General features: G+C 54.7%; 12 protein-coding genes. All 12 read left to right on the top strand.

Going from position 1 to position 16,260, the window contains the following annotated elements:
* The first annotated feature begins 13 nt into the window (after positions 1-13).
* The 12 genes from tssC (at position 14) to NL510_RS21755 (ending at position 16,247) form a co-directional block, all read left to right on the top strand.
* Positions 14-1,561 (top strand): type VI secretion system contractile sheath large subunit, encoded by a 1,548-nt coding sequence (tssC, locus tag NL510_RS21810; protein ID WP_253380314.1) that lies wholly within the window; start codon positions 14-16, stop codon positions 1,559-1,561.
* A gap of 17 nt (positions 1,562-1,578) precedes the next feature.
* Positions 1,579-2,928 carry a type VI secretion system baseplate subunit TssK gene (tssK, locus tag NL510_RS21805; protein WP_253380312.1) on the top strand — a complete coding sequence of 450 codons (1,350 nt, stop codon included), beginning with the start codon at positions 1,579-1,581 and terminating at the stop codon, positions 2,926-2,928.
* Positions 2,925-3,653, top strand: coding sequence for a type VI secretion system protein TssL, short form (gene tssL, locus NL510_RS21800; protein WP_253380311.1), 729 nt, complete (start codon positions 2,925-2,927; stop codon positions 3,651-3,653). Before tssK ends, tssL begins: the two co-directional genes overlap by 4 nt.
* Entirely contained in the window at positions 3,653-5,335 is a 1,683-nt protein-coding gene (locus tag NL510_RS21795; protein ID WP_253380309.1) for an OmpA family protein, read from the top strand. Before tssL ends, NL510_RS21795 begins: the two co-directional genes overlap by 1 nt.
* Before the next feature lie 4 nt (positions 5,336-5,339).
* The gene (hcp, locus tag NL510_RS21790; protein ID WP_253380307.1) at positions 5,340-5,831 is read left to right on the top strand and encodes a type VI secretion system effector Hcp; all 492 of its coding nucleotides are present in this window, start codon (positions 5,340-5,342) and stop codon (positions 5,829-5,831) included.
* Positions 5,832-5,999: 168 nt separating this feature from the next.
* Positions 6,000-8,657, top strand: coding sequence for a type VI secretion system ATPase TssH (gene tssH / locus NL510_RS21785; protein ID WP_253380305.1), 2,658 nt, complete (start codon positions 6,000-6,002; stop codon positions 8,655-8,657).
* Positions 8,657-11,011 (top strand): type VI secretion system Vgr family protein, encoded by a 2,355-nt coding sequence (locus tag NL510_RS21780; RefSeq protein WP_253380303.1) that lies wholly within the window; start codon positions 8,657-8,659, stop codon positions 11,009-11,011. The genes tssH and NL510_RS21780 overlap by 1 nt, the downstream gene beginning before the upstream one ends.
* A gap of 11 nt (positions 11,012-11,022) precedes the next feature.
* Complete coding sequence (locus tag NL510_RS21775) at positions 11,023-13,284, top strand: pesticin C-terminus-like muramidase (protein ID WP_253380301.1); 2,262 nt, start codon at positions 11,023-11,025, stop codon at positions 13,282-13,284.
* A 1-nt stretch (position 13,285) separates the two neighbouring features.
* The gene (locus NL510_RS21770) at positions 13,286-13,819 is read left to right on the top strand and encodes a hypothetical protein (protein WP_253380299.1); all 534 of its coding nucleotides are present in this window, start codon (positions 13,286-13,288) and stop codon (positions 13,817-13,819) included.
* Between the two features lie 12 nt (positions 13,820-13,831).
* Positions 13,832-14,770, top strand: a complete 939-nt coding sequence (locus NL510_RS21765) for a hypothetical protein (RefSeq protein WP_253380297.1) — start codon at positions 13,832-13,834, stop codon at positions 14,768-14,770.
* A 56-nt stretch (positions 14,771-14,826) separates the two neighbouring features.
* Positions 14,827-15,084: a PAAR domain-containing protein gene (locus NL510_RS21760; RefSeq protein WP_072000524.1), complete on the top strand. Its 258-nt coding sequence runs from the start codon at positions 14,827-14,829 to the stop codon at positions 15,082-15,084.
* Between the two features lie 2 nt (positions 15,085-15,086).
* Positions 15,087-16,247, top strand: coding sequence for a KPHS_23130 family T6SS system protein (locus tag NL510_RS21755; protein WP_253380295.1), 1,161 nt, complete (start codon positions 15,087-15,089; stop codon positions 16,245-16,247).
* Positions 16,248-16,260 lie beyond the last annotated feature (13 nt).

The following is a 16,260-nucleotide window of genomic DNA, read 5'->3' as shown; positions in this document are numbered from 1 at the left end:
ATTAATAAGGAAGATGCTGATGTCTGTAAAAAATGAGAACGCCGCAGGTGGCGAGAGTGTGGTGCTGGAACGTCCTGCTGCGGGCGGGGTTTATGCGTCCCTGTTTGAAAAAATCAATCTGAACCCGGTGTCCGAGCTGAGTGCGCTGGACATCTGGCAGGACGCACAGGCGATGTCGGATGCGACTGCGGATGAACGTTTAACGGCGGGGATGCAGGTGTTCCTGGAGTGTCTGACAAAATCGGGCTCAAAAGTTGAAAAACTCGACAAAAACCTGATTGACCACCATATCGCGGAGCTGGACTACCAGATTAGCCGTCAGCTGGACGCGGTAATGCATAGCGAAGAATTCCAGGCGGTGGAGAGCCTGTGGCGTGGCGTGAAATCCCTGGTCGACAAAACCGATTTCCGTCAGAACGTGAAGGTTGAGCTGCTGGATATGTCAAAAGAAGACCTGCGTCAGGACTTTGAAGACAGCCCGGAAATTATCCAGAGTGGTCTGTATAAACATACATATATCGATGAGTATGACACCCCGGGTGGAGAGCCGATTGCCGCGCTGATTTCTGCCTACGAATTTGATGCGTCTGCGCAGGATGTCGCGCTGCTGCGTAATATATCAAAAGTCTCCGCTGCTGCCCACATGCCGTTTATCGGCTCTGCCGGCCCGAAATTTTTCCTCAAGGATTCGATGGAGGAAGTGGCGGCCATCAAGGATATCGGTAACTACTTCGACCGTGCGGAGTACATCAAGTGGAAATCCTTCCGCGAGACGGACGATTCCCGCTATATCGGTCTGGTGATGCCGCGCGTGCTGGGTCGCCTGCCGTATGGCCCGGACACCGTGCCGGTTCGTAGCTTCAACTACGTGGAAGAAGTGAAAGGCCCGGACCACGACAAATACCTGTGGACCAATGCCTCGTTCGCCTTTGCATCCAACATGGTGAAAAGCTTTATCAACAACGGCTGGTGCGTACAAATTCGTGGCCCGCAGGCCGGTGGTGCCGTGCAGGACCTGCCTATTCATCTGTACGATCTGGGTACCGGCAATCAGGTGAAGATCCCGTCAGAAGTGATGATCCCGGAAACCCGTGAGTTTGAGTTTGCGAACCTGGGCTTTATTCCATTAAGTCACTATAAAAACAGAGATTATTCCTGCTTCTTCAGCGCTAACTCCACCCAGAAGCCGGCCCTGTATGACACTGCGGATGCAACGGCCAACAGCCGTATCAATGCGCGTCTGCCGTATATTTTCCTGCTGTCGCGTATTGCACACTACCTTAAGCTGATTCAGCGTGAAAATATCGGTACGACGAAGGACCGTCGTCTGCTAGAGCTGGAGCTCAACACCTGGGTGCGCAGTCTGGTCACCGAAATGACCGACCCGGGCGACGAGCTGCAGGCCTCACACCCGCTGCGTGACGCCAGAGTGGTGGTGGAAGACATCGAAGACAACCCGGGATTCTTCCGCGTCCGACTGTTCGCTATTCCGCACTTCCAGGTGGAAGGGATGGACGTCAACCTGTCACTGGTTTCCCAGATGCCGAAAGCTAAATCCTGAGGCGAGGGAGAGCAGGGATGAAAATTCATCGTCCGTTATGGAATGAAGGGGCTCTGCTGAGCCCCCAGCAGTTTCAGCAGCAGTCTGAATGGGATGCATTTTCCCGGGCCGGTATTGCCGCCCGCGGAAATGCTTTTCCCTGGGGCGTTGGTCGGGTTGAGCTTGATGACGCGATGCTGGCCTCCGGCCGCGTGCAGGCGCAGTCACTTCGTCTCTGGCTCCCGGATGACACGCTGGTTGATACCCGGTTCAGTGACCTGCCTCCGGAGCCACGTGAAATCGAGGCACCCGCTTCTGCCGGAAATGCCCCGGTGACAGTGTATGTGGCGTTACCGGTGATGCAGGCCGGGATCGTGAATGTGCAGATGGACACGGTACCTGCAGAGCGCCCGCTGCGCTATCGGGAAGCCTGGGAGACGATCGCCGATCGCTTCGGCCAGGAAGAAGAGTCGATGGCGGTGGCCCGCTTTAATCTGGCATTCCGTTTCGGACATGAAGACAACGGTGCCTGGGATACCTGCGCCATTGCTCGTCTGTTGCAGGACGGGCAGGGGGGCTGGCGTCAGGATCCGGACTTTATCCCGCCGATGGCGCTGTTCTCGGCAAGTCGTAATCTGTGTGAGCGCCTGGCACTGCTGAATCGCCAGCTGCGCTCCCGCCGTCAGCGCCTGATGTCCATGCGTCGTGAAAGCAACGACAGGATGGCCGATTTTGCGGTCGCTGATGTTTCGCTTTTCTGGCTGCTGAATGCCCTGAACTCCCATGCCCGGGTGCTCTCTGAGTATGAGCGTTTTCCGAACCGGCACCCTGAACAGGTCTGGGCAGAGCTCGCCCGTCTGGCCGGCAGTATGCTGACCTTCTCGCTTGAGCACGATCTGGAAGCCATTCCGGGGTATGACCACCGGGCACCGGAAAAGACTTTCCCGCCGCTGTTTGATCTCATCAGTGAGCTGCTGGAAGCCAGCCTGCCGTCACGTGTGGTCGCGGTCCGGATGGATCGTCTGGATCCGGAAACCTGGAAAGCGGTACTGCATGATATCCGTCTGCGCGATGAAGCGGATTTTTACCTTTCCGTACGAGCCAGCCAGCCGGCATGGCAGATTGCCGAACGGTTCGCTGAGATATGTATTGCCGGTGCGCCGGCAAATGTCTGCGAAGTGTCTGGTGTGGCCGTCGAGGGGATTGGTCTCATTGCCCTTAGCGGTGTCCCGGCTGCACTGCCGGTGCGTCTGGAAAATCAGTACTTCGTGCTGGATATGGAAAGTCCGGCGGCCCGCGAAATGCTGGATCAGGGTGTGTGCGTATTCTACGTTCCATCCCTGCTCGGCGAGCTGGAGCTAGAACTGTTTGCGGTGCTGCGCTCATGAATAAGGTTATCGACATTGATGCCCTGATGGCACAGACCTGGCTTACCGTGGCGCAGTTGCGCCATGGTGGGCTGGTGACGGATGGCCCTGCGCTGTATGCGGCCTGTAAAGTGCAGGTGGAAAGCGTACGCGAGGCGCTGGAGCGCGCGGGGCTGGGTGCTGAAAGTATTGATCACATCACTTATGCCCAGTGCGCCCTGCTGGATGAAACCGTCATGAACCGTAAGCCGGAGGGTCAGCAAGCGGCAAATGCGCAAGCGGTTGTGTCCGGCGACAGTGCACCCGATGCGCTGAATATGACCCTGGATGCCGGGCAACGCGCCTGGCGTTCTGCGCCACTGCAGGCGGTTTACTTCGGATCCCTGAGAGCGGGCGGTGCCTTGTACGATCGTATCGCAGAGGTGCTGCGTCAGCCTTCGCCGGAGCCTGCGGTGCTGACCTGCTACCAGCGGGTGCTGGCGCTGGGGTTTCAGGGGCAATACAGCCTCTCCGGGGTGGGACAGTCTCAGCGCGATGAAGTGATCGCTGCCCTGAATGAGCGCGTGCCACCGCTGGAAAGCGGGACATCACTGGTGGTTCAGAAGACCGGTCGCCGTCGTTATAACCTGCTGCGATCCGTCTGGTTCTGGATTGTGCTGGCGGTGATCCTGACCGGTGTGGTGTGGCTGGGTGGTCATTTGTGGTTGCAGGATCTGCTGCGCCAGCAACTGCCGGAGCAGCCCTGATGCGTGGAAAAACAGTCGTCCGGGCTGCTCTGCCGGTAGTGCTCTGCCTTGCCGCCGTGTTGTGGCTGGTATGGGGATTCCTGACCTGGCCGGTTGCCGGGAAAGCCATCCTGACTCTGGTGGTCTTGCTGGTTGCGGGCATGCTTGCCCGTCGCCGTTACCGTCAACAGCAACCAGTACAACTGGCTGATGAGGTCGGAATTTTCCCGCCCGACAGTCATACCGGACCGGTGGTGCTGGTCTGCGGGGATGTGGGCGATAGCATGTTCGCAGCAGGGCAGACACGTGGCACGGCGCAGGGGTGGTACCTCCGGATAACGGAACTGTCCGGACTCACGCCTTTTGCTGAGCGTCTGCTGGCCCGTACGCCGACGATGGCAGGCCAGCTCGCCGTAATGTACCGCTGTTTGCCGGACCAGCATGAAGATGAGGCGCTGTTGCGTGCCTCTTTGAAAGCATTGCGCCTGCAGATGAAGCAGTTGCGGGACCTGACCGGCTTTAGCGTGCCGGTGGTCCTGAGTGCCGAATTCAGCGGTCCGGAAACGCCCTGGATAGTGGTACGGGGAAATACGACCCTGGTATGTCCTGAAAACGAACCTGCTGTCACCCTCAGCGAATGGCAGCAGTTCCCGCAGACGGCTCTAATTCAGCCATACCTGTCCCAGGCGACATCGCTGCTTCACGCCGTGATGCTGGATGAACTGAGCAAAGCGGACAGGCTGTGTCCGGCCTTACGACCATTTGCTGTCACCCTGCGTCTCGGGTCGGTATCCACCTCGATAGCCGCGCTATGGCCACAGTTATTGTTCCGCCAGACCCGCATTGCCCCTGCCGGCCATGTCACTGCCTGTGAACCGCGCTGGCATTTTGCCGATGCGGTATTTCCTCTGCTGGCTCCTTATACCACCCCGTTGCAGGGTGGCAAAACCGGGCGTCGGGTGGTGATGATTCTGCTGTTATGCGCCCTGGGTGCCATTGCCCTGTCCGTGCGGCATAACCAGTCGCTTATCCGCACGGTCAGCGCCGACCTTCAGCGCTGGCAGGCAATCCCGATGAACCACTATTCCCCGAAAGCTCAGGCCCTGCATGCCCTGCAGCAGGATGCATTGTTGCTGGAGCGCTGGCAGCGTCAGGGAGAGCCATATCGCTTCGGGCTCGGGCTGTATCCGGGCAACCGTCTGTGGCTGGCCGTGCAGCAGGCCATTGATACGTATGTGCCTCCGCCGCCACCGCTAATACCGAAGCTAAAGCCGGTACCGAAAATTGTCCGTCTCGACAGTATGTCGCTGTTTGACTCCGGCAAAGCGGTGCTGAAAACCGGTTCGACCAAAATGCTGGTCAATTCTCTGGTCGGCGTGAAGGCCAAACCGGGCTGGCTGATTGTGGTCGCGGGCCATACAGACAATACAGGTAACGCACAGCTGAACCAGACGCTGTCACAAAAACGTGCCGAGGCGGTGCGTGACTGGATGCGTGACACCGGTGACGTTCCGGAAAGCTGTTTTGCGGTGCAAGGCTATGGCGCAAGCCGTCCGATCGCGACCAATGACACCCCGGAGGGCCGTGCGCTCAACCGCCGTGTCGAAATCAGTCTGGTACCGCAGGCGAACGCCTGTCAGATACCGGGCCACACCCAGGCGTCATCGCAGGATGATGGCGCATCACAACACAATGGAGAGTAATTCCATGGCAATTCCTGTTTATCTTTGGCTGAAAGACGACGGCGGCGCGGACATCAAAGGGTCTGTGGACGTTCAGGATCGTGACGGCAGCATCGAGGTGGTTGCACAGCAGCATGATCTGTACATCCCGACCGACAACAACACTGGCAAGCTGACCGGTACCCGTATCCACACCCCGTTCTTGTTCACCAAGGAAATCGACTCGTCCAGCCCGTACCTGTACAAGGCGGTGACCACCGGCCAGACCCTCAAGTCTGCGGAATTCAGGTGGTACAAAATCAATGACGCGGGTCAGGAAGTTGAATACTTCAACACCAAGCTCGAGAACGTGAAAGTGGTGAAAGTGAATCCGGTGATGCACGACATCAAGGATCCTTCTTTCGAGAAGCACAACCACCTCGAGCAGATCGAGCTGCGTTACGAAAAAATCACCTGGACTTACAAAGACGGCAACATCATTCATTCCGACTCCTGGAACGAACGCGCCACCGCGTAAGTCACGAGCGGGCGGAGCTTCTCTGTCCGCTTTTTTGCTTTTGCTGAGCGTCTGCCTGTGCGGGCGTTGAGCAAAAAACATCACATCCCGGAAACAGACCTTATGGGCCTCGGTAACGGCCAGGGGCGGTAGCGTGCCTGAACGGTCCTCAACAGTGAGCAAGCAAACATGGAAAACCCGGCAATCCTCCTTCGACGCCTCAACCCTTACTGCGCCCGCGCAATGGAAGGGGCTGCCTCCCTGTGTCAGACCCGCGCCCATGCAGAAATCCTGCCGGAACACTGGCTGCTGAAACTGCTGGAGCAGGGCGAAGGTGACCTGACGGTGTTGGCACGCCGCTACGAGTGGGACATGGACGCCATCTGGCAGGATTTGCTGGGCTGGCTCGATAAACAGCCGCGTTCGGTACGACACCGTCCGCAGCTGTCTGATACCATTCAGACTCTGCTGCAGGAAGCCTGGCTGATTGCTTCTCTTAACGGCGAGGAACAAATTCGCAGCATCCATCTGCTGATGGCGCTGGTTGAGAAACAGAAACTGGTTCGCTGTGATGGGCTGTGGCCGCTGCTGACGCTGGGCCAGAGCCAGCTGGAGCGTCTGCGTCCGCTGCTCGACGCACAGTCGGACGAACGTCCGGACGTGCAGCAGGAAGCAGAGCTGGTGCAGAGCCACGGTGGCGAGGTGGAGTTTGTTGGCCGTCCGGTGGGTGCAGAACTGAAAGAGGGGGAACTGACCCCCGCGCTGCAAAACGCGCTGGATAAATTTACGCTCGACGTCACCGCCAAAGCGAAAGAGGGCAGGATTGACCCGGTCTTTGGTCGTGATACTGAAATCCGCCAGATGGTGGACATTCTCTCGCGCCGTCGCAAGAACAACCCGATTCTGGTGGGTGAACCAGGCGTCGGCAAAACGGCGCTGGTGGAAGGTCTGGCTTTACGTATCGCAGAAGGTAACGTTCCGGAAAGCCTGAAGCCGGTTATTCTGCGTACTCTCGACCTCGGCCTGCTGCAGGCGGGCGCGGGCGTGAAGGGCGAGTTCGAACAGCGCCTGAAAAACGTCATCGATGCTGTACAGCAGTCGCCCACCCCAATTTTGCTGTTTATTGACGAAGCCCACACCATCATCGGCGCGGGTAACCAGGCGGGAGGCGCAGATGCGGCCAACCTGTTGAAACCTGCGCTGGCGCGTGGCGAACTTCGCACTATCGCCGCCACCACATGGTCTGAATACAAACAATATTTTGAGCGCGATGCTGCTCTGGAGCGTCGCTTCCAGATGGTGAAGGTGGACGAGCCGGACGATGAGACGGCGTGCCTGATGCTGCGCGGTCTCAAATCCCGCTATGCCGAACACCATAACGTGCACATCACTGACGATGCGGTCCGTGCTGCGGTCACCCTGTCCCGTCGCTACCTGACCGGTCGCCAGTTGCCGGACAAGGCTGTTGATTTGCTGGATACCGCCGCCGCGCGCGTGCGCATGAGTCTTGATACTGTGCCGGAAGCCATTGTACGCCTGAAATCCCGTCTGATAGCACTTGGAATGGAAACACAGGACTTGCTGGAGGACATTGCCGCAGGAGCATCGTCACACGGTGAACGGCTGGCAGTCATTGACACGTTGCGTACGGAGCTTGAATCGGAGCTGAAAACGCAGGAAGCCCGTCTTGAGGTAGAGCGCCAGCTGGTCGGGGAGCTGATAGCCTGCCGTCAGGACATCAGTCGTCAGGCAGATATTCACACCCTGCAGCAACAGCTGGATTTTCTGCAGCAGGACGGTGTACTTATCCGGCCGGATGTGGATGTCCGTATGGTTGCCAACGTGATTGCCGACTGGACCGGCGTTCCGCTCTCCTCCCTGATGAAAGATGAACAGACCGAACTGCTGACACTCGAAAACGAAATCGGCAAGCGCGTGGTCGGGCAGGACGTGGCGCTGACCGCCATCGCCCGGCGCCAGCGTGCGGCAAAAACGGGTCTCACGTCCGAGAATGGTCCGCAGGGCGTGTTCCTGCTTATTGGCCCGAGTGGCGTCGGTAAGACCGAAACCGCGCTGGTGCTGGCGGATGTGCTGTACGGCGGCGAAAAATCGCTGATTACCATCAACCTGTCCGAGTACCAGGAACCGCACACCGTTTCCCAGTTGAAAGGCTCACCGCCGGGTTACGTTGGCTACGGCCAGGGCGGTATTCTCACCGAAGCCGTGCGCAAGCGCCCGTACAGCGTGGTGCTGCTGGATGAAGTCGAAAAGGCGCACCGCGACGTCATGAACCTGTTCTACCAGGTGTTTGACCGCGGCTTTATGCGTGACGGCGAAGGGCGCGAAATAGACTTTCGCAATACCGTCATCCTCATGACCTCCAACCTCGGCAGCGATCACCTGATGCAACTGCTTGACGAACAGCCGGAGGCCACCGAAGGCGATCTGCATGAACTGCTGCGTCCGATCCTGCGTGATCACTTCCAGCCTGCGCTGCTGGCCCGCTTCCAGACCGTGATTTACCGTCCGCTTGCAGAAGACGCCATGCGCACTATCGTGGAAATGAAGCTGTCGCAGGTCAGCAAGCGCTTACATCGTCACTACGGCCTGACCACGCATATTGACGAAAGTCTGTATGACGCACTGACTGCCGCCTGTCTGCTGCCGGATACTGGAGCACGCAATGTTGACAGCCTGCTCAATCAGCAAATTCTGCCAGTGCTGAGTCAGCAGCTGCTCACTCACATGGCGGCGAAGCAAAAACTACATTCCCTGACGCTCGGCTGGAATGACAAAGAGGGGATTGGGCTGGAATTTGATGCCACAGATACCAGAGAGGAGGCGTGATGATGGAAAGCATTGCCAGCCTGGCACAGAAGAAAATCGATGAAGCTCTGGGGTTGTCCCGCTATCGCGTGGACGTCCATGACTGCCCGCATTTTCTCGATGTCCTGCGCTTTCGTGCCACTGAAACCCTGAGCCAGCCGTGGCGTTACGATGTCACCGTCACCTGTGCGGCGAACATTGCCGGCAGTGAGCTGATGCTCAAACCCGCCTCTTTTACCTTCCAGACGCCGCTTTATGAAGGTACGCCTGCCGTACCTGTGCGTACGGTGTATGGCGTGGTGGATGATTTTCGCCGTATCTCTGTCTCGGGGGATGAAATTACCTATGCCCTGAGACTGGTGCCGCGTATTGCGCTCATGCAGCATACCGAGCGCTGTGCGGTGTATCTGAACCAGTCTGTGCCGGAAGTGGTGGAGCAAATCCTGCGTTCCCATGGGCTGGAAGGGGCGGATTTTGAATTCCGTCTGTCGCAGGCCTACCCGGTCCGCGAGCTCATTACCCAGTGGCGTGAAACGGACCTGGCCTTTGTTCAGCGTCTGCTGGCCGAAGTCGGTATCTTCTGGCGCTTTGAGATGGATGGCCGCATTGAACAGGATGTGGTGATTTTCCAGGACAGCCAGATGCAGTATCAGTTTGGCGTGAAGCTGCCCATAATTCCACCGTCACGCACCAGTGATAACGGTCAGGAGAGCGTCTGGAACATTCAGCCAAAAGACCATGTGGTCACAGGCTCGGTGGCCACCCGCGATTATAATTACCGTGATGCACTGACTCCGCAGGACAGCTCTGTGACCGTTCGCCGGGAAGGTGGAGCCACCATCGGTGAGGTGTATCACTACGCCGAGCCGTTCCTGAGCGAAGGGGATACCGAAACCCCCGAAGGTGGGGCCTGGTTTGCCCGTCTGCGGCATGAGCGCTACCTCAATGCCCAGCAGATTGTCACGGGACGAGCCAGCAGCCCGGTTCTGACTCCGGGCGAAGTGCTGGAGCCACAGGGCAGCGGTCTTCCCGATTCGCTGAAAGACGGCATCGTCATCACCGGAATTCGTACCTCAGGTGCACGCGATAAGGGCTTTCAGCTACGCTTTACGGGCATTCCGTACAGTGAAACGGTCTGCTATCGCCCGGCATTGCTGAACCGCCCGGTGATGGCCGGCTCCCTGCCTGCCCGGGTGGAAAGCGATGAGAAACATGACACCTACGCGTATCTCGATAATCAGGGGCGCTACCGCGTCCGGCTTGATTTTGACCGCAACAGCACCGAACAGGGGTATGCCTACCTCTGGCTGCGCATGGCGAAACCGTACGCCGGGGATACTTACGGCTTCCACTCCCCGTTGCTTGACGGTACCGAAGTTTCGGTGATGTTCGACGGTGGCGACCCGGACCGTCCGTATATTGCCCACGCGCAGCATGATGCCGAACACCCGGACCACGTCACCCGCGATAATCACACGCGCAACATCTGGCGCACGGCCGGGGACAATAAATTCCGCCTGGAAGACAAGCGTCAGGAAGAGCATTTCAAGCTCGCAACGCCGTTTGGCAAGACGCAACTCAACGGTGGCCACGTCGTGGACAGTGCGCGTGAGCCTCGCGGTACCGGCTTTGAACTGCGAACCGATGAGTATGGCACGCTGCGTGCCGGACGAGGGATGTTCCTGAGCGCCGATGCACAACCGGCGGCGCAGGGAAAAATGCTGGATATGGCACCGGCCATTGAGCGTCTTAACCAGTCGGCGGCAGAAATGAACCGCCTTAATCTTCTCGCACAGCAGGCTCAGGCACTCACCTGTGACCTGGAAAGCCAGAACAGCCTGCTGGAAAACCGTCTCAAAGACCTACAGTCTGCGGCACTGCTGGGTAGTGCGCCGCAGGGCGTTGCTTTCACCTCGGGTGAGCACCTTCAGATGACCAGCAAGCTGAACACCATCCTGAATGCGGGTCAGCATCTGGATATGGGAGCAATGAAGAACATCACGCTGGCTGCCAGTAAGTCTGTCGGGCTGTTTGCTCATCAGTCCGGGGCGAAGATGATTGCTAATCAGGGTGATGTTGAGATCCGCGCTGAAGCGAGTTCGATGGAGATGACATCGGAGCTGCTGTTTACCATCAGCAGTAACAAGGATGAACTGCTCATCAGTGCGCCTAAACTGCGACTTAATGGCGGCGGCTCCAGTATCACGCTGGACAACGGCGGCATTCTGGAAGTAACCCCGGGGGATTACCTGGTCAAATCCGCGCATTACCGCTCACCGATGGCGGGTGGCAGCATGGACATTACGCCGCCCAGGTTTAGCCAGACAAACGCCAGCGTGACGCCGCCCAAAACACGTAATATCCCTTCACGTTAAGGATAACCGAAATGAAAATCTGTTTCCCTGCCCGTAAAGCGAATGGCGAGCAGTACGCCACTGTGGATGACATGATGCAGCCGCTCTGTCAGGAGCCACACGGCTCCTGGCTGGCCGGAACGAATAACATGTGGCACGGCGGGATCCACATCATCAGTAAGAGCGCCCCGGGTTCTGTGCTGACAAACGAGACGGCAGACACGGCGGTGCCGCTTCAGTTTATGGCGGGCGGCGAAGTGGTGGCCTGGCGCATTAATCAGGACTATCTGACCGGTAAATACATCAATAGCCCGCTGCAGTATTCCAGTACCTTTGTACTGGTCAAATCGACCTGTACCCCCGATCCCGAAAAAAAGGACAACAGCCTCGATTTTTACTCGCTGTTTATCGGGCTTGCTCCGCTGTCTGCTTTTCCAGAGCACAAGCTGTATCAGGTTACTGACAAGGGCGACGGGCTGAGTCAGCGTGAATATACCGGCAAAGAAAAAGACGGAGATAAGGCTCCGGTTGTGAAGAATAAGCTGAAAACGGGCGACAGCGTCATTGTGCTGCGTGAGATCACCTTCGACCTGAAGGGACAGACGCAGACGTTCGGGCTTGCCCGAATGCTGAACAGCAAATCCGAAATGACCGGCGGGGCGTTCTGGGTGTCGCTTGACCCGCAATTTGTGACCCCCGTGGGTGAGCAGAGGGCACACCTGCCGGCCTGGATGCAGCAGGCGGTTACGCAGGGGACGTTTGATACCGTCGTTAAACCGGCAACCAAAATGGAGGTTGCAGCAGGTGATGCCGTGGGTTATCTGGCGGAAGATATTGCCCCCTGCGACTTACACGGTGTGGAGAAAAGTGCGTTCGTTCATGTTGAAGTACTCAGCACCGACAGCCGGATGATCGATTTTCTGAGCAATAAGGCACAGGTGAAGAGCGGCCCGAAATATGTTCATATCCACCCTGAGAGTTCTGTCTATGCCCGTTCAGGCGATACCTTCACCCAAACCAAGGGGAAGGTGAAGAAAGATATTCACAAAATTATGCCGCAGGACAAATGCCATCCGTTCACCGACAGCAGCGGTAAGCGCTGGTTTGATATCGGGGACGGTGCCTGGGTCAGTGATGCTGATGTGGATGCGGATATCTGCCAGTACGACCTGGATAAACTGGGCTTTAAAGCCTTTGAAGAACCTTCCACATCCGATATGACGAAATCCCTGCGTGAGGGATGGATCAAGGACGGGTTCACCAGAATTGCTGAGTGGGTACGCCCTGAACGCGGTATCCGGGAAAAACAGGTCTCTGACTATTACAAAGCCCTGCTGAGAAAAATAGACAGCGATAACAGTGGTGACCTTTCCGGTGAAGAGCTGCGTCAGGCGGTTAATTACGCGGAGCTGGATGTCAGGGATATCGCGGCGCGAATGGTGGTCAGACACGACAGTGAATGGTTTGGTGGCAGCAGCCATCACCGCTGGAGAACGTTTTTAAAGCAGATGGATCCGCTGTGCATCAGCTATGTCAGAAAGTGGTTTGATGACATGGAATGGATGAGCAAGGTGGACGGATTCAGCAGTGGTAAGTCTGTCTGGCATATGCATCCGGTGGTATTTTTAAATGCAATTGCTGAAAAATATGGTGATACTATTGATTTTAATACAACTTTAGGTGTGTATCGGATATCAAAAAAATCAGCCGAATTCATTTTATCTTGGGAAGCATATGCTCCCAAACCCTATGTTCCTGGTGGGGATCAGTCAAGCGGAGTGACTGTCGGATATGGTTATGATTTAGGGCAACAGACGACATCATCAGCTCGCGAATTATTAAGTGCTTATTACTCAAATGCACAAGTTGAAAGATTGCTGACCGCAATCGGGAAAAAAGGTGATAATGCCAGAGCAATCGTTCATGGACTGGCAGATATAACCATAACTAAAGACAAAGCTTTAGATATGGCAATGGTTCTAAAGCAAAGGTATTGTCAGAAAGTTGTGGATGCTTATCCACAGGCCATTAATCTACCACCGGATAGCGCGGGAGCAATGCTATCACTAATTTACAATCGTGGGCCATCATTAGCACTTCCTAAACCAAATGATCCAATAGATAGCCGACGAGAAATGAGAGAGATTCGAGATGACTTCGCTCAAGGAAATGAAATTAAAATCCCGAGCCGCCTACGAAGTATGAAGCGCTTATGGTCAAATCAGCGAGGTTTGATAAGACGCCGTGAAGGCGAAGCCCAGTTGATCGAGAACGAGTTAGGTAAAGGTGATTAAAATGAAAGGTATTATAATTAAAGTCATAGCTTTAAGTATGCTTTTAGTATCATCATTGGTTTATGCTTGTGGTGATAACCCAAATGCAATGGTTCAAGGTCCATTCAAAGATAGCGCATTTAATAATGGAGTAATTTGTTTTCAAAGCTCTCCAGATAAAAGAGATGTTGATTTTTATCAAAGTTACTCAAAATCAAATGGCGAATACAATCGCAAGGTTGATACCTTTAACTACGCAGATGCGCCAGCAGAGGTCTTATCGGTTTTCTTTACACCTATTGCAGGTGAAAGAAATGTAGTGGTGCTTCTTCGCTGGAGTGTGAACTATTCCACAAACGGAGTTCTGTACCCCTATCATTATGAAGTTAAAACATATCGTCCTACTGATGGAACAGGATATGAGTTATATCTTGATTCAGATAAGGATGCTGCTTTGTCTGGTTATCAAACCAAAATCAATGGCAAGGTATCGAACTACGCAATGGATAATGCAACTAAAATCAAGAAATATTTACACAGCAAATATGGGGTGTAAATGAATTTTGATATGAAAAAAACCAGTGCATTTATTGTTGGCTTCATTTTTTGTAGCATAAGTGTATCATTTGCAGCCAATGATACAGGCTCTAAATTATCTTACGATAAAGGTTTGCAGCAAATAAAGTCAGATGATGGTCGGTCATTTCTTAAGTTTGAAGAGCGGGATGAAGGGAATGCGGCGTATTATTTTGACTACTTTGGAGGACGCTCTGCTGTTGTGCATGATAGTGATTCTTTAGATTCTTACTCTGTGTTCTCAGTAATCGAACGGGATAATATTAACTTTAGGATTAACTGCATTTATGCGGATTTTAAAAGCGGCAATAATGGAATTGTGTCCAAAGAGGGGCTTTGTGGATTAGATAAGAAAATTGATAATGAATCATCTGTTTCAGGGGGCGAAGGAGACGATTTTATCAATGGAATTATTAATCACAATGACAAAATTCAGACATCGTACTTTATGAATGACAAGGTTAAATACTTGCCAATAATCATATTTCAGAATGAAAAGCGATATGCATATAAATTATATGAAAGCAAAAGCGACTTAGAAAATGGGAACTATAAAATAATTTCTTGTGAAAATAATAGCGGCACTTGTGAGTTATATGGGAGTGATACCTGGGTGGTAATTCAGAATGTGCCAAACCCATCGATAGATTTTAATGTCTTGATGAGTTTAAATGGTCAGTCTACTTTTGAAAAGGCGAATGCTAAAAAAGTTAACTTCGTCGTGGGTGAAAATTCACCGTTTGAATTTAAATCCTCAAAAGTTTATTTTCAGACATCGGCTGGGAAGAAGAGGAGATCATATTTGGTTAAAGGTGATAAAATAACTCTCTTAAATCTCGGTGAGGATAGGTGTTTGATTGAATATACTAATGCTAAAAATAAAGTTATTGATGGCTACATTTCTTGCCAGGACTTGAATGTTTTTAACTAATCCTTCTTCAGATGCTAACGCTTTAATTTTCTGATTTGTAGAGAATAGGTGTGAATATGCAAGGAATTATTCGTCTCGGTGACAAAACCACACACGGTGGTGCCGTATTGTCCTGCTCAACGACCATGCTCTTTGGTGATATTGGCGTGGCCCGTAAAGGTGATCGTGTTTCCTGCCCTGAGCATGGTGATACCACTATTGTCGAAGGTAACCCAAATTATCGCGATCGCGGTGTTCCTGTGGCATTCCATGGCCACAAGTGCGGTTGTGGCTGCACGCTTATCAGCTCACTGCCCAATGCTCTGGTGGGGTAAACGTGCCGGTTGAACTTGAGCGCATTCCCGCGCAGGAGAAACTGCCGCCCCGTCCGCGTTTTAAACGCTGGCTGCTCCTGGGCATTGTGATGCTGCTGGCGGGAGCTGCAGCTACATTCCTGTTCTGGAAGGGCGAGCGCTCCGGTGCTGCGTTCTGGGGGCTGTCAACAGGACTACCTGTCGTGTTATGGGGCCTTTTGATTGTCGGGCGCTATTTTGGCTACGTGCTCCTTTGTGCCCGTTGTGAGAGAAAAAACGCCACAACCGCCGCCCGGTACCGCTCAGACGTTGCGCGCGGACAGCGCTTTGCCTGGCTTATCGGCGAAGTACTGATTAACGGGCTGGGGCCTGCCAGTCCAGTGACGCACGAGGCTGTGTTAGCTAAAAAGCCCCTGATGATGCCCTGTGAGCCCGTTAATGGTGGCAATCCGGTTCGTCACATGGCGCTGGCCGCCACCGGAGAGATGGCTGACCGGGAAGCGCACTATTTTCAGGAGGTAATCGCCCACGTCCAGAATCTGGTGTCGTTGCTCCCGCCGACGCTGACCTGCTATCTGGCGGTGGATACCGGTGAACAGTTCTCGACACTGCCATCGCTCCTGCAAAAAAGCGTTAATCATCCGCTGGTACGCATTCGCGACCTGACGGGGCTGGAAATCCTGGACTACTGGCTTGACTGCGATTATGGCCGTGCTGCTGCGTTACTGGTGGTCAGCGCTCAGCTTTACGAACATCCGCCAGAGGACAGTGGCGAGGCCATTTCCATGTTACTGCTGACCAACTGCCGCCTGAAGGTCATCCAGGATGTGTCGGTCAGGGTTCACCGGCCGCAGATCTGTCGCGATGGCAATCTCGATCGGGCATTTGAGCGCGTCATGATGTGGTCAGGACTGGAAAAAACTGCACTGAAGCAGGCCTGGACCAGCGGCGGCCAGATGGCCTCCGGGGATATCTTCAGCAAGGCCCGGGAGGCACATGCCCCGGGGCTTAAAGCCGATAAAATTACCCATATTGATACGGTTGTCGGGTTTGCGGGGGTTGCCGCTCCCTGGCAGGCGTTACAGCTGGCAGCCCGTCAGTGTTTGAGTGACAGCGAAGCCCAGCTAATTGTCACCGAACTTTCAGAAGACAACCGACAACTATGTATTGTCACCCCGGAATAACTCTCAAGGGATT

The organism is unidentified bacterial endosymbiont, from assembly GCF_918797525.1.
Classification (GTDB): Bacteria; Pseudomonadota; Gammaproteobacteria; order Enterobacterales; family Enterobacteriaceae; genus Enterobacter.
Note: the sequence above shows the minus strand (reverse complement) of the source record. Positions and strands in the feature narration are given on the sequence as shown.